The organism is Secundilactobacillus hailunensis (assembly GCF_005405185.1).
In the GTDB taxonomy this organism is placed as follows: Bacteria; Bacillota; Bacilli; order Lactobacillales; family Lactobacillaceae; genus Secundilactobacillus; species Secundilactobacillus hailunensis.
Genome location: NZ_BJDO01000017.1, coordinates 15,040 through 34,283, shown reverse-complemented (window position 1 = coordinate 34,283; position 19,244 = coordinate 15,040). Strand labels below are relative to the sequence as shown.

Annotated in this window: 18 protein-coding genes; 15 read left to right on the top strand and 3 right to left on the bottom strand. The window is 44.9% G+C overall.

Annotated elements, in window-relative coordinates; translation table 11 throughout:
* The first annotated feature begins 5 nt into the window (after positions 1 to 5).
* The 12 genes from FFM73_RS06180 to FFM73_RS06125 all read left to right on the top strand — a co-directional run bounded on the left by FFM73_RS06180 (position 6) and on the right by FFM73_RS06125 (position 12,768).
* On the top strand, positions 6 to 263 hold the full coding sequence (locus FFM73_RS06180) for a Veg family protein (RefSeq protein ID WP_137630910.1): 258 nt from the start codon (positions 6 to 8) through the stop codon (positions 261 to 263).
* Positions 264 to 416: 153 nt separating this feature from the next.
* On the top strand, positions 417 to 1,490 hold the full coding sequence (locus tag FFM73_RS06175; protein ID WP_137630909.1) for a hypothetical protein: 1,074 nt from the start codon (positions 417 to 419) through the stop codon (positions 1,488 to 1,490).
* Between the two features lie 306 nt (positions 1,491 to 1,796).
* A complete protein-coding gene (ispE, locus tag FFM73_RS06170; protein WP_137630908.1) occupies positions 1,797 to 2,648 on the top strand; it encodes a 4-(cytidine 5'-diphospho)-2-C-methyl-D-erythritol kinase in 852 nt (283 codons plus the stop codon).
* A gap of 13 nt (positions 2,649 to 2,661) precedes the next feature.
* Positions 2,662 to 3,585 carry an alpha/beta hydrolase gene (locus tag FFM73_RS06165; RefSeq protein WP_171001221.1) on the top strand — a complete coding sequence of 308 codons (924 nt, stop codon included), beginning with the start codon at positions 2,662 to 2,664 and terminating at the stop codon, positions 3,583 to 3,585.
* A gap of 106 nt (positions 3,586 to 3,691) precedes the next feature.
* On the top strand, positions 3,692 to 4,387 hold the full coding sequence (locus tag FFM73_RS06160; RefSeq protein WP_137630906.1) for a metal ABC transporter ATP-binding protein: 696 nt from the start codon (positions 3,692 to 3,694) through the stop codon (positions 4,385 to 4,387).
* Positions 4,380 to 5,171 (top strand): metal ABC transporter permease, encoded by a 792-nt coding sequence (locus tag FFM73_RS06155; RefSeq protein WP_137630905.1) that lies wholly within the window; start codon positions 4,380 to 4,382, stop codon positions 5,169 to 5,171. Before FFM73_RS06160 ends, FFM73_RS06155 begins: the two co-directional genes overlap by 8 nt.
* A 231-nt stretch (positions 5,172 to 5,402) precedes the next feature.
* The gene (gene purR, locus FFM73_RS06150) at positions 5,403 to 6,248 is read left to right on the top strand and encodes a pur operon repressor (protein WP_137630904.1); all 846 of its coding nucleotides are present in this window, start codon (positions 5,403 to 5,405) and stop codon (positions 6,246 to 6,248) included.
* Between the two features lie 45 nt (positions 6,249 to 6,293).
* On the top strand, positions 6,294 to 7,673 hold the full coding sequence (glmU, locus tag FFM73_RS06145) for a bifunctional UDP-N-acetylglucosamine diphosphorylase/glucosamine-1-phosphate N-acetyltransferase GlmU (RefSeq protein ID WP_137630903.1): 1,380 nt from the start codon (positions 6,294 to 6,296) through the stop codon (positions 7,671 to 7,673).
* A gap of 59 nt (positions 7,674 to 7,732) precedes the next feature.
* Positions 7,733 to 8,710: a ribose-phosphate diphosphokinase gene (locus FFM73_RS06140; RefSeq protein ID WP_137630902.1), complete on the top strand. Its 978-nt coding sequence runs from the start codon at positions 7,733 to 7,735 to the stop codon at positions 8,708 to 8,710.
* A gap of 171 nt (positions 8,711 to 8,881) precedes the next feature.
* The gene (locus FFM73_RS06135) at positions 8,882 to 9,631 is read left to right on the top strand and encodes a glucose 1-dehydrogenase (protein ID WP_137630901.1); all 750 of its coding nucleotides are present in this window, start codon (positions 8,882 to 8,884) and stop codon (positions 9,629 to 9,631) included.
* A 302-nt stretch (positions 9,632 to 9,933) separates the two neighbouring features.
* Positions 9,934 to 12,264 (top strand): ABC transporter ATP-binding protein/permease, encoded by a 2,331-nt coding sequence (locus tag FFM73_RS06130; RefSeq protein ID WP_137630900.1) that lies wholly within the window; start codon positions 9,934 to 9,936, stop codon positions 12,262 to 12,264.
* Positions 12,265 to 12,417: 153 nt separating this feature from the next.
* Positions 12,418 to 12,768, top strand: coding sequence for a DUF3899 domain-containing protein (locus FFM73_RS06125; protein WP_137630899.1), 351 nt, complete (start codon positions 12,418 to 12,420; stop codon positions 12,766 to 12,768).
* 77 nt (positions 12,769 to 12,845) lie between these two features.
* Here the strand turns inward: FFM73_RS06125 and yidA are convergent, their stop codons facing one another.
* From yidA to FFM73_RS06110, 3 genes are read right to left on the bottom strand one after another with little or no spacing between them, the layout of a single operon-like run.
* Entirely contained in the window at positions 12,846 to 13,652 is an 807-nt protein-coding gene (yidA, locus tag FFM73_RS06120) for a sugar-phosphatase (RefSeq protein WP_137630898.1), read from the bottom strand.
* Between the two features lie 19 nt (positions 13,653 to 13,671).
* Positions 13,672 to 15,009 carry an HD domain-containing protein gene (locus FFM73_RS06115; RefSeq protein WP_137630897.1) on the bottom strand — a complete coding sequence of 446 codons (1,338 nt, stop codon included), beginning with the start codon at positions 15,007 to 15,009 and terminating at the stop codon, positions 13,672 to 13,674.
* 23 nt (positions 15,010 to 15,032) lie between these two features.
* The gene (locus FFM73_RS06110; RefSeq protein WP_137630896.1) at positions 15,033 to 15,857 is read right to left on the bottom strand and encodes a lipoyl protein ligase domain-containing protein; all 825 of its coding nucleotides are present in this window, start codon (positions 15,855 to 15,857) and stop codon (positions 15,033 to 15,035) included.
* Positions 15,858 to 16,096: 239 nt separating this feature from the next.
* Here FFM73_RS06110 and FFM73_RS06105 point away from each other — a divergent pair, with 239 nt between their 5' ends.
* The 3 genes from FFM73_RS06105 (at position 16,097) to pyrG (ending at position 19,079) form a co-directional block, all read left to right on the top strand.
* Positions 16,097 to 16,546 carry a YwiB family protein gene (locus FFM73_RS06105; RefSeq protein ID WP_137630895.1) on the top strand — a complete coding sequence of 150 codons (450 nt, stop codon included), beginning with the start codon at positions 16,097 to 16,099 and terminating at the stop codon, positions 16,544 to 16,546.
* Positions 16,547 to 16,591: 45 nt separating this feature from the next.
* A complete protein-coding gene (gene rpoE, locus FFM73_RS06100; RefSeq protein ID WP_054656413.1) occupies positions 16,592 to 17,233 on the top strand; it encodes a DNA-directed RNA polymerase subunit delta in 642 nt (213 codons plus the stop codon).
* A gap of 235 nt (positions 17,234 to 17,468) precedes the next feature.
* The gene (gene pyrG / locus FFM73_RS06095; protein WP_137630894.1) at positions 17,469 to 19,079 is read left to right on the top strand and encodes a CTP synthase; all 1,611 of its coding nucleotides are present in this window, start codon (positions 17,469 to 17,471) and stop codon (positions 19,077 to 19,079) included.
* Positions 19,080 to 19,244: the final 165 nt, after the last annotated feature.

Sequence of the window (19,244 nt, the reverse complement as noted above, 5' to 3'; positions counted from 1 at the left end):
AGGTCATGCCAACAAGTTTAGCAACTATTAAGGACCGGCTTTCAACGCATATTGGTCAAGAGCTTATGGTCGTCGCCCAGGCAGGGCGCAAAAAGACAACGGAACGACACGGAATTCTAAAGGAAACTTATCCGGCCGTCTTCGTTGTGGATCTGGACCAAGATGAAAATTCATTCGAACGCGTTTCCTATAGTTATACTGATATCCTAACTCAGAATATTCAGGTTAACTTCGGTGACGAAGGTGAGGATGACAATCAGTAAAAACGGGCCTTTGAGGCCTTTTTTTATACATAAATTAACCACTAAAGGCGAAAAATTGTCCTTAGTGGTTTTTTTGTTCCGCCAAATGAGTTCAAGAGCGTTATTATAGATGGGTAAGCTATAACCAATTCTAATTCTGGGGGGAATTTTTAAATGAAACATTTAGGGATCGTTACAAGTGCCGTGGTTGGTACGCTTGCCTTATTCGGTGCTGGTATGACTGCCAATGCGGCGTCATATACGCAAAGAAGTAACGCGATTACGCAGTATTCTTCAGGGAGTCTGCGCACTGTGGACAATAAAGCAACGGGATTTGTTAAGGCCGGCAATTATGCTGGTGGTTCGGGTATCAGTAACACGATTAAAAGTGTCAGTGGTAACCAGAAATGGACGTTGAAAACGAAGTATGTCTTTCCCCGTGCTGACGCCGCAAAGAACAGTGACAAGTACGATATGACTAATCCGCAGTCATCTGCTTATGATGGCGGTCATTATCTGTACGTTGTTTACCAGCCGCATTACGCAGCAGGAATGAAAAATAAGGGCTTTGTTGTCCGTTATGATTTGAACAAATTGGGCAAGATGTCACTTGAGAAACAGCAAGGTTTATTAGATAGCAAGTCTGGTAGTTCTGCTGTTAAAGTCGGTGGTATCTTCACTACTGGTCATGGCCAATCATTAGCCTATGACAAGAAGAGTAAATCACTTTATATGTGGCGTGATACAACCATGAGTGCCACCCGTGAGTCGACTCTGCAACGGATCAGCACCTCATCATTAACACCCAATAAAGCCATTACGTTCCATATGTCAAACCACGGGGCTAATGTTCCCGGTGGCCATGATCTAACCTTTGATCACAGTGGTAACGCCTTTTACTGGACCGTTTCTGGTTCCAGAGTAAAAGTCTACAAAGGGACAATTGGGTCTAAGTCAGTTCATTTCCGGCTAACCAAGCAATTATTCGACCATCGTCCTGGTACTCATGAACAAGCTATGGGCTACAACGGTCACAACGGTCGGCTTTACCTAGTTGCCGACGATTCTATTACCAGTTTCCCAGCTAAGAAGCTGAATGGAAATGGTTCATTAAAGGCCAGCGACTTTAAGTACACAAAGTTTAATTCCCACCGTGAATTTGAATCATTGAACTTTGATAACGGCGGTCACGGCTTGCTGATGAGCAACCGGGATCCTGAAATTCTGCGGAGTACGACAGCTTATTAAAAATTATTGATTAGCAATTTAAGTGATCCCCACTAGGAACTATTTTCTAGTGGGGATTTTTTGGTTGGTGCATTTTGACTGCTTTATAGCCTAATCGGGTGAAAGAGGGGCAGAGACTTGCACCTAACGAAAAACGAGTATAAATTCCAAGACCAGAATTTACACCCGTTCTTCGTTAGGCTCCAGTCTCTTAACACCCCTCTTTCACACCTTGTTTATTTCGAGTATAATATCCCTAATAACACAACTTAAGGGAGCAGTAACTTATAAGTAAACGATTCTGACTGAAGTGTAGGTGATCAAAATTTGATAATAGTGGAAAAGGCAGCGGCCAAAGTGAACCTGGGCCTCGATACACCGTTTCGCCATGCTGATGGGCAGCCTGAGTGGAACATGGTGATGACCTCCATTGATCTCGCAGACTACGTTGAAGTCCGTTCAACCGGATCAAGACAGATCGTGGTCTCGTCTAACTCTGGCTTTTTGCCTAATGATCAGCGTAATCTCGCGTTTCAAGCGGCTTCATTGCTTCAGCGTACGTTTAAGGTTAACCATGGCGCACACATTAAGATTCAAAAAAACATCCCGGTGGCAGCCGGGTTAGGTGGCGGGTCCTCGGATGCAGCTGCCGTATTGCGGGCGTTAAACCGGCTGTGGGATATTCAGCTGCCAATCGAGGAACTGGCTAAATTAAGTCTAAAAGTGGATTCGGATGTGCCGTACTGCGTTTATAGCAGAACTGCCCATGTGACTGGGCTAGGTGAGCAAGTTGATGTATTGGACCCAGCGCTAAAACCAGTTTGGATCGTTTTGGCTAAACCCAACGTCAGCGTATCCACGCCCAGTATTATTCGCCAGATCAACTATGATGGCCTAGCACACCCCAATATTGACGGCGTGCTGGATGCGATTGCTGCTGGTGATCACCATCAGTTACTGGCTAGTATGGGTAATGCATTGGAACCCATTTCGGTGCATCGGTACCCAGAAATTCAGCAAATCAAAGAACGAATGCAGGGCTACGGGGCCGAGACGGCCGTGATGAGCGGTACTGGGCCCACCGTATTTTCAGTGTTTAATAAGGAATCCCGTGCTCAGCGGGTCTTTAACAGTATCCGTGGGTTCTGTCCCGAAGCTTATCTTGTCCGCTCATTATAAGGAGGCAACCAGTTTGTCTAAATGGATTAAAATTTCAGCTGCAGCGTTAGCTACTGGGGTAACGGCTGCAGTGGCGGCTAGTGTGGCGGTCTACCATAATTTGACGCACATTAGTGATTCTGAAAAGGAAAAGGGCCACCATAAGGCAGTGTCAGAGAATACGGCGACCGATAACGTTTGGTACCTCAAACAGCCCATTCAAGAATGGCGCCAGACAACGCCGGATGGGCTAACGTTGCGGGCCAGTTACATTCCGGCAGCTGAGGAAAGCCAGCGCGCCGTAATTTTGGCTCATGGTATCAATCATGCCAGAGAACAAATGATTCCGTTGGCCCGGTTATTTCATGACCATGGCTATAACGTGCTGATGCCAGACGCCCGGGCGCAGGGTGAAAGCGATGGCCACCGAATCGGCTTTGGCTGGCCAGACCGCAAAGATTATTTGCGCTGGATCAACAAGGTGGTTTCGGAGTTAGGCCCGAACGTCAAAATTGTTTTAATGGGCTTTAGCATGGGGGCAGCCACCGTTCTGGCAACGGCTGGCGAACACTTACCGCAAAACGTGAAGGCCGTGGTGGCTGATTCAGGGTTTGCTTCCATTTATCAAATGGCCAAGACCACGTTACGGCGTGATTATCATCTACCAGCGAACCCCATCGTGCCAATTGCTGATTGGCTGGCCCGTTTTCGAACCGGTTCGAGGTTGAGTCAGGAACGGGTGGATGACCAGCTTAAGCACGCAATGGTCCCAATACTGATCATTCATGGTGAAGCGGATCAGGTGGTCCCCGTTAAGCATGCGAAAGCTTTGTACGATGCTATTGCCGGACCCAAAGAAGCTTACATTGTCCCCAACGCCCAGCATATTCAAGCCTATGCCCATGATCCAAAGCGTTATCAGCAAGTACTGACGGACTTTTTAGAGCAGTATCTTTAAAATAGATTGACTTCTTTACAGAAACCTTTACAATAAAATAGTAACCATTACCATTTACAGTAAATTAAAAAGCACATCAAGGTGCTTTTTTTGTTGAGGAGCTTTTATGACTGAATCGATATTGCAATTAAAACATTTATCCTTCGCCTTTCCTGATAAGCAAGTTTTAAACGATTTGAGCTACGATTTGAAACGTGGCGATTTTTTAAGTATTGTTGGTGAAAATGGTGTGGGGAAGACCACGTTGATGCGGTTGGTCTTACAAGAGCTGAAGCCAACCAGTGGCACCCTAGAATTTTTGCCGAACCGGCAAGCCGTGCCAGTGGGCTACGTACCGCAGTTTCGCAACGTGGATGCAGAATATCCCCTGAGTATTCAAGACTTTGTGGGCTTGAACTTTGCCAAAATAGGGCTGCCGTGGTTAACGGCTAAGGAACGGCGCCGCGTGAATGAAATCTTGACCGAAACCAAACTCTTTGATATCCGTCGTCGGCCGTTGGGACAAGCATCTGGTGGTGAGAAGCAGAAGGCTTATCTAGCGCAAGCCTTGCTTGACCGGCCAAGACTGCTGATTCTCGATGAATCAACTGCCAGTCTGGATCCAATCGCCAAAACGGAATTATTAGATTTGGTCAAGCAGATCAATGAACAGCAACAGCTTACCGTGATCTTTGTGACTCACGACATCCCGTTAGCCCGTCGTTACGGTGACCATTACCTGTTTTTGAGTCCCGGTCATTATGAAGCGGGCAATATTTCAGAGTTAACCAACGAGAAAGTAGGCGCGATGAATAATGCTTAGTTATCCGTTTATGCAAAATGCCTACATGGCTGGCACCTTGATTGCGATTATTTCGGGTATTATGGGCGTTTTCGTGATTGCCCGTAACATGTCTTTTCTAACTCATACCTTATCCGAAATTGGATTTGCCGGTGCCGCTTTTGGCATCTTTATGGGCTGGCAGCCGTTAAACGGGATGCTGCTGTTTACCACCATCAGTTCCATTGGCGTTGGTGAATTGGGTGCCAAATCGTCGCGCCGTGAAAACTCCATTACGGCGATTTCGGCTTTAGCAATCGGCCTAGGAATCTTATTCTTATCACTAGCAGACAGTAATGCCAGCTATGCGACCGGCATTTTATTTGGGAGTGTGATCGGCATCAGCCGGGCCAACGTCGTCCAAATGATGATCCTGTCAATTTCGGTGCTGGTGGTCGTGGTGGTCATTTACCGTTATTTAAAATTTGATTCATTTGATCCAATCGGGGCTCAGGTTAAGGGGTTATGGACCCGAACCTTGTCCGTGATCTTCTTAGTCCTGCTGGCCTTTTCAGTAAGTGTTGCCGCGCAGATTGTCGGGTCGTTACTGATCTTTATTCTGCTAACGCTACCGGCTGCTGCAGCGAAGTATTTTGCCCATACGGTGGGGATGATGATCAGTGTCGCCGTGGTGTTCTCTCTGATTGGTGTTTGGTTGGGCCTTTACCTCAGTTACGTAACTAATTGGCCCGTCAGTTTCTTCATCGCAGTGATTGAAGTGCTCTTTTACTTCAGTGCACTGGTTTATCAACGCATTCGAGCCTAGATTAAAAGTCTCAGTACAGTGTTAGAGCTGTTACTGGGGCTTTTTTAGTTATAATGATATCTTAATAAGCGTATCCGTATATCTGGGGGTTACGTTTACAAGTAAAAGGAATAAACTTCACAGGTTTGTTAATAAAATCATGAGATTCAACGAATCTGTTCCTTAAACCCGAACATTTATGCTAGAATAATAATATTAAATATGCTGTTAAATGACATGGAGGAAACCAAAGTGAAAGTAAGAAGAAGCGACCGGTTGATTGATATGACCCGGTATCTTTTAGAGCGGCCTCATCGATTAGTGTCGCTGACCTTTTTTTCGGAACGTTATGGATCAGCCAAGTCTTCGATCAGTGAGGACCTCACGATCTTAAAACGAACGCTGAAGTTTCGGGGAACTGGTCTGTTAGAAACGGTACCCGGAGCAGCTGGCGGGGCACGGTTTATTCCGTATATCCCCGAAAAAGAAGCGACTGAGTTTGTTGATGGCGTCATTGAATCGCTGTCTGAAGCAGATCGATTCTTACCCGGCGGTTACGTGTACATGTCAGATCTACTGGGTCGGCCGAATGTTTTACGGCAGGTCGGTCGGCTGATTGCCACCCAGTATTTAGCAGACCAAGTCGACACCGTTTTGACGGTAGCAACTAAGGGCATTCCGATTGCGCAAAGCATTTCGGATTATTTAAACGTGCCGTTTGTGATTGCCAGGCACGATTCTCAGATTACTGAGGGGTCCACTGTCAGTGTGAACTACGTCTCCGGCTCCAGTAGCCGAATCGAAAAAATGGCCCTGTCTAAACGCAGCCTAGCGCCTGATTCACGAGTTTTAATCGTGGATGATTTCATGAAGGGCGGCGGCACTGTCGGTGGTATGCAGTCACTGGTCAAAGAATTTGATGCCAAAGTAGCTGGTGTGGCCGTTTTTGCTGAAGGCAGTTTTGCGGGTGAACGACGTGTGCCGGATTATACGTCACTGCTTAAGATTCACGCGACCAACGATCACGTGGAGGTCACCCCTGGAAATTTTGCTGAACAAATATATACACCAGAGCGACTTGCCCAATTCGTCGATTAAAATAAAAAAATGAGTTTCATTATTAAAATTAAGGAGTTCGTCTAAATGAGTACTAGAAATACGATTATTCTCGCTGCTGGTAAGGGCACCCGGATGAAGTCAAAATTGTACAAGGTCTTACACAAGGTTTGCGGTCGTTCAATGGTGGATCACGTGTTGACCCAAGTTGAAAAAACGCACATGGATCAAATCGTCACCGTTGTCGGCTATGGTGCCGAACAAGTAGAAGAGACGTTGGGGGACCGGACCAAGTATGTCCTGCAAAAGCAGCAACTAGGGACTGGTCACGCCGTTTTACAGACGGAACCGCTGTTGAAGGATCAAGAGGGGACCACCTTAGTAGTAAGTGGTGATACGCCATTATTTAAGGCTGAGACCTTTGAAAAATTATTCAAATATCACGAAGCCAAAAAGGCGGTTGCCACGATTTTAACGTCCAAGGCACCAGACCCAACCGGTTACGGCCGAATCGTGCGCAACGATATTGGCATCGTTGAAAAAATTGTGGAACAAAAAGATGCCACGAAGCAGGAACAAGAGATCGACGAAATCAATACCGGCGTTTACGTTTTTGACAATAAGGCCCTTTTTGCTGCGCTGCATAAGATTTCTAACCACAACGCACAGGGGGAATATTACCTGACGGATGTCATTGAAATCTTGAAGGCGCAAGGTGACATTGTGGCGGCTTACCGGATGCCTTCATTTGAAGAATCCATGGGGGTTAATGACCGTGTGGCCTTGTCCAAAGCCACTAAGGTGATGCAACGCCGGATCAACGAATATCACATGAACAATGGTGTGACCCTGATCAATCCTGAAGATACGTATATCGATGTTAATATTAAAATCGGTTCTGATACCATCATTGAACCCGGTGTTTTGCTGAAGGGCAAGACGGTTATTGGTGATAATTGTTACATTGGGGCTCACTCAGAGTTGCATGATACCGTGTTACATGATAATGTGACGGTGACGTCTTCTTACTTAGAAGATTCCGAGATGGAAGATGGCAGTAATATTGGACCAATGAGCCATCTACGCCCAGAATCACACATTGGCAAAAACGTGCATTTAGGTAATTTCGTGGAAGTTAAAAAGGCAACGATTGATGAAGGCACTAAGGTCGGTCATTTAACGTATGTCGGCAACGCACATTTAGGCAAACGCATTAACGTTGGTTGCGGTGTGATCTTTGTCAACTATGACGGTGCGCATAAGCATGAGACCACGGTTGGCGATGACGCCTTTATCGGGAGCAATTCGAATTTGATCGCCCCATTAACGGTGGCTGACCATGCCTTTATTGCTGCTGGTTCAACCATTACGGATGAAGTGAAGCAGTACGATATGGCGATTGCCCGTTCACGGCAGACTAATAAGCCAGGGTATTTCAAAAAGTTGCCATACGACCCAGAAAAGTAATGTACTCAATTTGTGAGTTAGTGTAAACTGTATCTAGAAATTAGCCATTGGAGGATCCCATGTCAGAGAAATATAATGACCCAAAGTTGAAGATCTTTGCGTTAAATTCCAACAAACCCCTTGCTCAGCGTATTGCTGATGAAGTCGGTGTCGAACTTGGAAAAACATCAGTTGACCGTTTTAGTGACGGTGAGATCCGGATCAACATTGAAGAAAGCATTCGTGGCTGCCACGTTTTTGTGATTCAATCGACTTCCGCTCCTGTCAATGATAATTTAATGGAATTATTGATTATGGTGGACGCGCTTCGTCGTGCCAGTGCTGCAACGATTAATGTCGTTATTCCATACTACGGTTACGCCCGTCAAGACCGTAAAGCACGGTCTCGCGAACCAATTACAGCTAAGTTAGTTGCTAACATGTTGGAAAAGGCTGGTATCAGCCGAGTAGTCGCACTGGACTTACACGCTGCGCAAATTCAAGGATTCTTTGATGTCCCAGTTGATCATTTGATGGGTGCGCCATTATTGGCAGATTACTTTATTAACCACGGCATTGATAAGAATGCAGTTGTTGTTTCCCCTGATCATGGTGGTGTTAGTCGTGCCCGGGCACTGGCCGAATTCTTGAAGGCGCCAATTGCCATTATTGATAAGCGCCGGCCAAGAGCCAACGTTGCTGAAATCATGAACATTATTGGTGATGTGAAGGGCAAACACTGCATCATGATCGATGACATGATCGATACGGCTGGTACCATTACCTTAGGTGCACAGGCTTTGAAGGATGCGGGTGCGACTGACGTGTACGCCAGTGCAACTCACCCCGTACTTTCGGGTCCTGCAATTGAACGGATTAAAAATTCAGCGATCAAGCAGCTGATCGTTACTGATTCGATTCAATTACCAAAAGAAAAGCAAATTGATAAAATTACCCAGATTTCCGTTGGTCCGCTGATTGGTGATGCCATTATCCGAATTCACGAAAACCGGCCAGTTAGTCCGCTATTTAACAACCGTTTTCACGTTGATAACTAAATGAACCATTAAGCCGCAGCCGTCTTTTGATGGTTGCGGTTTTTTGACCGATTTTAGAGCTTGGTAACGGGTGTAGCAAAAAAATAAAGTCATAAAGTTTGTGGCAGCGACTGTAAGTCTGTACAATATAAGATGCTAATGAAACCGAATTCATTTTAAGGAGTGATCAATTTGACAGATCGTTTAAAGAATAAAGTTGCTATCATTACCGGTGGCGTTGCTGGTATCGGCTTAGGAATTGCTGAATGTTATATCAGGGAAGGTGCCAACGTGGTGCTAACTGCTAACCATAACGTTGACGGTGGGAAAAAGGCCGTGGCAAAATTTGGTGATGACCGGGCTTTATTCGTGCAACAAGACGTCTCCAAAGAAGCTGATTGGCAGAAGGTAATCGATGCGACTGTCTCCAAGTTCGGTAAACTGGATATTTTGGTCAATAACGCTGGGGTTGGTGGCGATGGTAAACCGATCGAAGATAAACCGTTGGCTGACTGGCAGCAGGTGATCGATATCAATTTAACCGGTAACTTTCTGGGTATAAAAGCCGGCATTAACGCCATGAAGCAGACTAACAATGCGACTGGTTCCATTATTAATGTGTCCTCGGTTGCCGGCCTAGTTGGCTTGCCAATGGCGCCCGATTATTCCGCTAGCAAGGGTGGTACCCGGCTGTTGACCCGGGCAGTTGCCTCATCATTAGCACGGCGCGGCATCAAAATCCGGGTCAATTCAGTGCATCCCGGCTGGATCGATACGAATATTGTGCCAGATGATGCTAAAGCCCAGATCTTGCAGACCATTCCCGCTGGTCATTTGGGTGAACCCAAAGATATCGGTGAAATTTGTGTTTACCTTGGCAGTGATGAATCCAAGTACGCTATCGGCGGTGAATTTACCGTTGACGGTGGTGTGAGAGCTTAAAAATTGAATTAACGGACAGTGTAAAAAGTATCAGAATAAACAACACCATTTTTCAGCGATCATTTTGGCTGAAAAATGGTGTTGTTTTTTGATGTTAGTGTCGAATTTAGCAGCGTTAACGTATCTTGACTAGTGTTAATTAGCGTTAAATAGCGCAATTAACACTAAAAAAGTGCATAATAACCTTGAAAGTATGGCAGGTAAGATTATTGAAATGACGCACGGTATTATTAAATACAAATCAATAGTTGACATTTATCAATTATAGTTTATAATCACCTTTACGATATGGAGGTACTAATATGCTAGAACTTAAACATTTAAAAAAATATTACCATGTTGGCGATACTGTTACCAAAGCGCTAGATGACGTTTCAGTTGCGTTTCGGAAACAGGAGTTTGTCGCTATCTTGGGCCCCAGCGGTTCTGGGAAAACGACTTTGCTGAATAACATTGGTGGCCTGGATGTATACGATTCCGGCGACTTAATTATTAAAGGAAAATCAACCAAGCAATTTAAAGCTTCAGATTGGGATGCTTATCGGAATAATTCCGTTGGGTTTATTTTTCAAAGCTACAACCTAATTGGTCACCTGGGAATTATTGACAATGTCGAATTAGGGATGACGTTGAGTGGTGTTTCCAGTGCGGAGAAAAAGCAGCGCGCGATAACGGCCTTGAAGCGTGTTGGCCTAGAAGAACATATGTATAAGAAGACTAATCAGCTTTCTGGTGGCCAGATGCAACGGGTGGCCATTGCCCGAGCCATTGCCAACGATCCGGAAATCTTGCTGTGTGATGAACCAACTGGTGCTTTGGATACGGAAACCAGCCAAGAGATCATGCAGATCATTAAGGACCTTTCTAAAGAACGATTAGTTATTATGGTCACTCATAATCCTGATCTGGCTGATCAATATGCTGATCGCATTATTCGGTTCGCTGACGGTAAAATTAAGGCCGACAGTCGACCGTATGACGAGCAGGAAGAAAAGCAGAAGTTCTCGCTTAAAAAAACTAAAATGACTTATTGGACGGCCCTTAAGCTGTCGTATACCAACATTCGAACTAAGAAGGGGCGAACATTCTTAACGGCCTTCGCATCCAGTATTGGCATTATTGGGATTGCTATTGTGTTATCACTTTCCAACGGGTTTCAAAAACAGATCGATAAAACTCAGTCTAATACGTTAGCCCAGTATCCCGTGACGATTTCACAGATGGCATCGCAGAGTACGGGAAATAACGGTGATAAAACCGAGCATTTCTCCAAGGATAAAGCGGTGATTGCTGAGATGAGCGAAGCTGATAAATCGCAGCATACCAATAAAATCTCGCAGAAATATATTGATTACGTTAAGAACTTAAATCCAAAGTATGGCCGAAATATTGGTTACACCTACACCACTGGGATGAATTTATTACGCAACGTGAACGGTAAAATCAAGCCGGTTCAATTGTCTAATCAAGATCAGAAAAAAGCCGGCGCACCTAACGTTTCCAGTATGATGGCTAGCTCCGCGGGGATTGGCGTTTCTTCTTACCCAACTGATAATAAAGGTAATGTCAGTTTTTTGCACACCCACTTTAGGGCTTTGGCTGGTCACTTTCCAAGCAAAGCAACGGATGTCGTGCTGGTTGTCAATAAGGATAATTCAACAAACGTTAACGCGTTAAAGAATTTAGGCTTTAATGTTAAAGATGGTCAGAAAGTCAACTTCAATAAAATTGTTGGTACTACTTTCAAGACCGTGAATAACAATGCCTATTATACGCAGAGAATGGGCATGTATTTGCCCAACACTAACTACCGGTCGATGTATAACAATACCAGCAATAAAACACTGAAAGTAGTGGGCGTATTGCGGGTCAAGTCCGCGAATGAAGAGAACATTTTAGCCCCCGGATTCGTCTACAGTGATCGGTTGACCAAATCGATTGTTGCTCAAAATACGAATTCACAAATTGTGAAGGCACAAAGGGCAAGTTCACGAAATGTCATGACTGGCCAGACCTTGAACGGCAGTACGGATAAAGATCAAGTGGTAAATGCATTGGGTGGCTCTAAAATGCCATCAAGTATCATGATTTACCCAAATACCTTCCAGAATAAAGATCAAGTGCTTAAATACTTGGATGGTTACAATCAAGGTAAATCAAAGTCCAATAAAATCATTTATACGGATATGGCGGGTTCAGTTTCCAAACTGACCGGTGGCTTGATGAATGCCATTACCTACGTGCTGATTGCGTTTGCTGCAATCTCGCTGGTTACCAGTATGATCATGATCAGTATCATTACCTACACTTCAGTACTTGAACGAACCAAAGAAATTGGGGTTTTGAAAGCCTTAGGTGCGCGTAAGAAGGATATTACCCGGGTCTTTGATGCTGAAACTGCGATTTTAGGGGTGGCCTCTGGGGTGATCGGTATCGTGGTTGCTTGGGCAGCTACTTTCCCAATCAATTCGGTAATCAAGAGCTTAACTAATCTTAGTAACGTTGCCCAGCTTAGTCCGTGGGCAGGGCTGATCTTAATTATTATTAGTACGGTTCTGACGATTTTAGGCGGTCATATTCCAGCCCGAATGGCTTCTAAGAAGGATGCTGCAACGGCATTACGTAGTGAATAAAGTAGTTATCTGATATAAAAGACTGACCAGTACTTGGTTTATTTCTATGTACTGGTCAGTCTTTTTGAATTCAGCCGAATTTTAAAAGCTCTTGCACAGTTACTGAATCTCAACTATGCTAGAGCACAATAACTGTTGAATAGGTGAGTTGAAGTGAAAAGTGTAAAACGATATCGGTGGGCAATACTGACCCTAGCAGTCATTGTTGTGGTGGGACTATTAGTGGCACCATGGCAGTCGCTATTGGTGGTCGCTAATGCCTGGTTTATGCTGGGCCTCGTTTTTTTGATGGGGGCTGCGTTTTTTGTGTTAGAGAAAGGTCATTTATTTGCCGGGTGGCGGAGACGTCGACACAAGGGAGAAGACCCATTACCAGAAGAAAAGGTGCCCGTACGAGAAGTTGGCCGGCTTAAAAATGGGCCAATCGTGGTGAATAAGTATGCTTGGTTTTGTTTGATCAACGCCATTGGACTCATCGTATTGGGAATTGTTTTTACAATGTGAAGACGAAAAAGAAGGCTCATCATCCGCGGTTATTGTGATGATGAGTCTTCTTTATTTGTAAGTGCGTTTTTTAATTATTAAAGCGCAAACTTTTCGATGGCATAAGCGACGCCATCTTCTTCGTTAGTTTTGGTAATGAACTGGGCGTTTGCCTTCAATTCATCAATCCCGTTACCCATGGCAACACCAGTACCAGCGTATTTGACCATGGTCAGATCATTGCCTTGATCACCAAGGGCCATCACTTCGTCTGAGGTAATGCCTAACTTAGTGGCGAGTTCAGCAATGGCATTTCCCTTGCTGGCGTTTTTATTCATGGCTTCAAAGAAGTAGGGTTCACTTTGGACCACGTAAAAACGGTCTTTTAGTTCTTGGGGGAAATTCTTAATGAATTCGGACAATAATTTAGGATCATCAATAAACATCCCCTTTGAAATGGTGAGTTTATTCGTGATTTCTTCAGGCGTCCGGTAGCGAATCGGCATCTTAACGATGAACGATTCTGCAATCGTGTAGGGGCTGATGTCGCGGTTAGCCGTGTAAATGTAGTTCAAAGTTTCCATATGGAAATGAATATTAGATTTACGGGCCCATGTTTCGAGGTCGATGTAGTCTTCTAAAGTGATATTGTGGCTGACAATTGGGGTACCCGAAATCGTTTGTGCCAAACTACCGTTGAACGTTACCACGTATTCGTTGTCGCCGCTAAGATTCAGTGGTTCAAGGTATTGCTGAACACCAGTGATGGGCCGACCAGTACATAAGACGACCTTGATGCCCTTTTGTCTGGCCTTGGCGATTGTGTCAATCGTGTGTTGGGTCAACTGTTTTTGGTCGTTGACTAAAGTACCATCGATGTCGATTGCGATAAGTTTGATTGCCATGAGTATGCTCCTTAATTAATTAAATGATATAGTCATTGTGCAGATGGGTCTGAAAGGCTTTGTAAATAGGGTCGAAAAGTTCGACGTTGTCTTGCTTAGAAGACAACATTTCTTTGGGGAAGAAGAACCGTTGATCACCTGAAAATTTGCCACTAATGGCATTGACCAGCGCGCTAACAGTGGATAGTTCGATGAGCTGACCATCGGCTTGCATCAGTTCAATCTGTGCTGTAGGCTTTTCGTACGCGTCGTAAGGCAGGTCATAGCTGTCGTTGATTGCCGTATAGTAAGTGGAATTGAAACCGGCTTTTTCAATCAATTGGCGTAGTTCAGGAATGATTGATTTGGTCTTTTCATCGAATTTGACGGATTTTAGTGGTTTACGATCCAAAAAGCGGTGCGCTAGATCGGCTAAAATGGGATCACTAGATTGGCGCCAGTGCGCAAAGTAAGTGGTCAGTGTGCCATCATCTAACAAGAGGTAATCCTCTAAGTTAAATTCGTGGTTAAAAAATGGAAATAGCAGGTAAGGCGCAGCTGGTTCGTTTCGGTTGCTAGCTGATTCGTAATCCTCTTTTGCCCGTTTCAGCAGATGATTTAAGATAACTTCCATTGAGCGAGAAACCGGGTGAAAGTAAATTTGCTGATACATTTGAAAGCGACTGACGATGTAGTCTTCGACCGCGTGCATCCCGCTGATTTCAAAGCAGATACCATCCTTGTAGGGCCGCATGACTCGCAAAATCCGGGTCAGATCAAAGGTACCGTACTTAGTCCCCGTATGATAAGCATCCCGCAGCAGGTAATCCATCCGGTCAGCGTCAATTTGACTGGAGATCATTTGCACGACTTGCGGGTTCGGGTAGGTCTTTTGAATCACAGATGCCACTTGGGCGGGAAACTCTGGGCTGACACGGCGAAGCACTTGGTTAACCTCAGTCGTAGGCGACGTGATGATCTCAGCCGTGATTGCTTCATGGTCGGTTTTAAAAATGTGCTCAAAGGTATGACTGTACGGTCCGTGTCCAATATCATGTAACAGGGCAGCGCACAGGGCAACTAAGCGCTCATTATCGTCCCAGAGGCCATCGCCCGGTGTTTTTGTCGGGTAATTGCGTTGAAAGTTATCGCAGATGCGCCGGGTAATTTCGTAAACCCCCAGTGAGTGAGTAAACCTAGTATGCTCAGCACCATGAAAGACTAACGATGCGGTGCCTAACTGTTTAATCCGGCGCAGTCGCTGAAATTCCTTGGTGTTGATCAGATCTAAAATGATTCGGTGCTGAATATAGATATAGTTATGAACGGGGTCGCGGAAAACTTTTTCGCGGGGCAACCGTTCTGCTCGATATGGCAATGTCGACGCTCCCTCCTTAAGGTTTAAATACTAAGCTGTCGTTTTTGCATCTTAGCGAGTTCTTTGTTATAAGTTTTTCGAAATGCCGGTGACTGGGTGCTGGTCATCAGGGTGTCGCTATCCAGTTGGATACCCTGAGCCTGATACGCAGCTAACATCGCCCCTTTGACTGCATCGAGGGTGAGCGGCTGGTGCAGGGCGTCGGCCACGTTGATCATGGTATCTGGCCAGACTTCTGGGAAGCCCAGTTCATTGGTATGACCAGCTAAGCCGGCATCGTAAAATTCACGCACTAATGACCCGCGAAAGATTTGATCACCTAAGATGCTGATGTAAGCCATCACCACCAGTGCTTTAGTACTGCGCCGCTGGGAGATACCAGCAATCTTTTTGCCATTGACGCTGAGATCGTAATCACCAGGACAATAGGAATGGGCAACCTCATGATTCTCAATTGAAAGGCTGGGAAAAGTCTGTTGCAGTAGTTGTTCCATGAGTTCGTAGCCGTCATCCACCGACAAATGTTGGCTAGCGGTTTGCGGAATAAACAGCGAGACGTTTAAGATACCGCCGTCACTGACCACTGCTAAACCACCCGAGTTACGGATGAAATGGTCGTAGCCGTTACTGGCAACGGTTTTTAAAGCAGCCGAAAGCTCTGGCAGGTGACGGTCCTTTAGACCGAGAATCAAAGTTGGCGGCAACGTCCAAAAATGCAGTAAGGCTTGGTTAGTGTCACCGCAAAGATCCAATAAGGCATTAGTCATACCAAAAGCGGCCAGTTTATTTTCACTGGTTAAAGGTGTATCAATTACTTGTAGAGATGAAAATAACGTTTGTTTTTTCATAATTTTCCTCATTGATTATAAGAACAGTTCTTTATTCATTATAACGGAAATCAAAGCATACGTCACTAATTTTGGACTAGCCCATTAATCTAGCTGGTCTGACTCGTGACAAAGGGGATGATACTGGCGTTTATCGGACTAGTTATCAGCTCAATACCAGCAGAGCTTAAGCGTGCAAATTCTTGGTTAAAAGCGTTATAATGAACACAGCGTATTAAAAATGGAAAGGAAGGGTTGCAATGGATGACTTGTCAACCAGCATTCCAGTTGGCATTCACTTAACGACTCATACCGTGCAGGATGGCCAAGCCTCTGATTATGCAATTGATGTCGAAGGCCAGATCGTTCAAATCGGCGAGACAATTTATTTACGGTATCAGGAGCCAGAGTCTGATAACGAAGACGAAGATAGTAACGTACCGGTGACCATTAAATTTTTGCCTAACGGTGACGTCACGTTGACCCGTAACGGCACTAACCGGTTACGGATGCACTTTAGTGCGGGCAAACGGATTCGGGCAACGTACCGGACACCGTATGGATTGGTGCCAGTTGAAACGGTAACACCGCAGTTGCGAGTAGGGTTTCATGAACGTCCATTTGGCGGTTCAGCAGCAATTGACTACCTCCTTTATGCGGGTGAACAATTATTAGGAAATTACAAGATTCGATTGCAATTTACGGTTTAATCGAGTATAGTATTTCGTAGACTGTGAGAAGGGACGTGCACCAGTTTGGAATTAAAAGTCTTAGAAGGCCAAAATAAAAACGAATTATCGATGATTGAAGTAGCTCACGCCATTTTATCAGAACGTGGGGATGCCATGTCGTTTGTTGACTTAGCCAATGAGGTTCAGGCATACCTGGGTGACTCAGATAAAGAGATTCGTGAGCGGCTTTCTCAATTCTATACTGATTTGAACATTGATGGCAGTTTCATTTCGTTAGGTGATAACGTCTGGGGTTTACGGACCTGGTATCCCTTCGAATCAATCGATGAAGCAACGGTTGGTGCAGAAGAAGACGAAGATCATCCCAAGACGAAGAAACACAAGAAGGTTAATGCTTTCTTAGCTGATTCGGCCGATGATGATGACGTTATCGATTACGATGACGACGATCCTGAAGATCAAGACGACGTTGATGTCGATGATGACGATCTTGACGCTGACTACAATGATGATGACGATGATGACACCGACGATAACTCTAAAGAACTTGGTAAGTACAAGAATGATTTAGCAGATATCGATGACGGCGACGATGATGACGATGACGACTCCATGCCAGATGGTATTGAAGGTCAATTGTCAGAATTTAATGAAGATGATGATGACTTCGACGACTCGGATGACGACGACAAGTCAGGTAAATAGTTTGATGGACTCAGCCTATTAGCTGAGTTTTTTTGTGCCTTAATTTACACGGTTTTAAATTCTTAATGACTTTTGACTTGACGCAAAACTAACAACAAGGTATTATGTTTTTTGGGCACCTTACGAGCAATCGCAAGGTCAACGTTCGGAACAACCGCTCCCTATTCAATAGAATAGGGAGCTTTTTATTGGTTTACGATTGTTTTCCCTAAACTAATCTATGAGGAGTTATACAATGACCAAATATATTTTTGTAACCGGCGGGGTAGTTTCTTCACTTGGTAAAGGAATTGTCGCGGCATCTCTTGGACGCCTGCTTAAGAACCGTGGGTTAAATGTGACCATTCAAAAATTTGATCCTTACATTAACGTCGATCCTGGTACGATGAGTCCATATCAACATGGTGAAGTCTTCGTTACTAATGACGGGACTGAAACTGATTTGGACCTTGGTCACTATGAACGGTTCATTGACAATGACCTCAACAAGTATTCTAACGTCACGACTGGTAAGATCTACTCAGAAGTACTGGAAAAAGAACGTCACGGTGACTACCTTGGCGCAACGGTTCAAGTGATTCCACATATTACCGGCATGATTAAGGAAAAGATTATGCGGGCAGGGAAGACGCTCAACGCTGATATCGTCATCACCGAAATTGGTGGGACGGTTGGTGACATTGAGTCTCAGCCATTCCTAGAAGCTATTCGTCAGATGAAGGCTGAAGTTGGTGATGATAACGTTGTTTACATTCACACAACGTTAATTCCTTACCTACGTGCGGCTGGTGAAATGAAGACGAAGCCGACCCAACACAGTGTTCGTGAGTTACGAGGGTTAGGGATTCAGCCGAATATTTTAGTCGTCAGAACTGAAAAGCCAATTACGGATGCCATGCGTGATAAAATTGCGCTTTTCTGTGATGTGAAGCGCGAGGCCGTGGTGGAATCAATGGATGTTGATACCATTTATGAAGTGCCGTTGCGCCTGCAGAAGCAGGGCATGGATCAATTGGTCTTAGATCATTTGCACGTGCAGGCACCAGTTTCTGATATGTCTAAATGGTCAGTCATGATCAATAAAATCAATCATTTAAAGAAGACGATCACGATTGCTTTAGTTGGTAAATACGTGGCCCTTCAAGACGCTTACATTTCCGTGGCAGAAGCTCTGAAACACGCGGGTTATCCACTGGATGCGAAGATTGATCTGCACCTGATCGATGCTGAAAAAGTAACGCCGGAAAACGTGGCGGACACCTTAAAGGATGCCGATGGACTACTGGTTCCAGGTGGTTTTGGTGATCGCGGTATCGAAGGTATGATCACGGCCATTCAATACGCCCGTGAAAATAACGTGCCATTCTTAGGCATCTGCCTGGGAATGCAAATGGCCAGTGTGGAATTTGCCCGTCACGTCCTGGGTTACAAAGATGCTAACTCAACTGAAATGGACCCTAACACCACGCACAACGTGATTGACCTGATGGCTGATCAAACAGACGTGGAGGATATGGGCGGTACCCAACGACTGGGAGCCTATCCATGCAAGCTGAAGCCGAACACGGTTACAGCGGCGGCATACGATAATCAAGCCGAAATTTCAGAACGTCACCGTCATCGTTATGAATTCAATAATGCTTACCGTGATGAGATGAGTAAAAAGGGTTTGGTGTTCGCCGGAACTTCTCCTGACGATCATTTGGTTGAAGTCATTGAACTGCCAACCAACAAATTCTTTGTTGCTGCGCAATATCACCCAGAATTTCTTTCCCGTCCTAATCGGCCTGAAGGATTGTTCAAGGCATTTGTTGCGGCTGCTAATCATCAGCACGATGAAAAGTAGCGTATTTAAGCCACGCGGTCGACATGATTGCGTGGCTTTTTGCCGTTAATAAGACGTTTGCTTGTTATTTGGGATAATTTTCAATGACATTCGTGCTTCAAATATTACAATTTAAGGGAATCAGCAGTAAACTATTGTATTTTAACTGTTCATTATTTATCATTA

Excerpts from the sequence above, each read along its gene's own strand:
- FFM73_RS06130 (WP_137630900.1), top strand. The coding sequence starts at position 9,934 with ATGCTAGAACTTAAACATTTAAAAAAATATTACCATGTTGGCGATACT.
- FFM73_RS06180 (WP_137630910.1), top strand. The coding sequence starts at position 6 with ATGCCAACAAGTTTAGCAACTATTAAGGACCGGCTTTCAACGCATATT.
- FFM73_RS06155 (WP_137630905.1), top strand. The coding sequence starts at position 4,380 with ATGCTTAGTTATCCGTTTATGCAAAATGCCTACATGGCTGGCACCTTG.
- glmU (WP_137630903.1), top strand. The coding sequence starts at position 6,294 with ATGAGTACTAGAAATACGATTATTCTCGCTGCTGGTAAGGGCACCCGG.
- yidA (WP_137630898.1), bottom strand. The coding sequence starts at position 13,652 with ATGGCAATCAAACTTATCGCAATCGACATCGATGGTACTTTAGTCAAC.
- FFM73_RS06110 (WP_137630896.1), bottom strand. The coding sequence starts at position 15,857 with ATGAAAAAACAAACGTTATTTTCATCTCTACAAGTAATTGATACACCT.
- FFM73_RS06105 (WP_137630895.1), top strand. The coding sequence starts at position 16,097 with ATGGATGACTTGTCAACCAGCATTCCAGTTGGCATTCACTTAACGACT.
- FFM73_RS06175 (WP_137630909.1), top strand. The coding sequence starts at position 417 with ATGAAACATTTAGGGATCGTTACAAGTGCCGTGGTTGGTACGCTTGCC.
- FFM73_RS06160 (WP_137630906.1), top strand. The coding sequence starts at position 3,692 with ATGACTGAATCGATATTGCAATTAAAACATTTATCCTTCGCCTTTCCT.
- pyrG (WP_137630894.1), top strand. The coding sequence starts at position 17,469 with ATGACCAAATATATTTTTGTAACCGGCGGGGTAGTTTCTTCACTTGGT.
- FFM73_RS06140 (WP_137630902.1), top strand. The coding sequence starts at position 7,733 with ATGTCAGAGAAATATAATGACCCAAAGTTGAAGATCTTTGCGTTAAAT.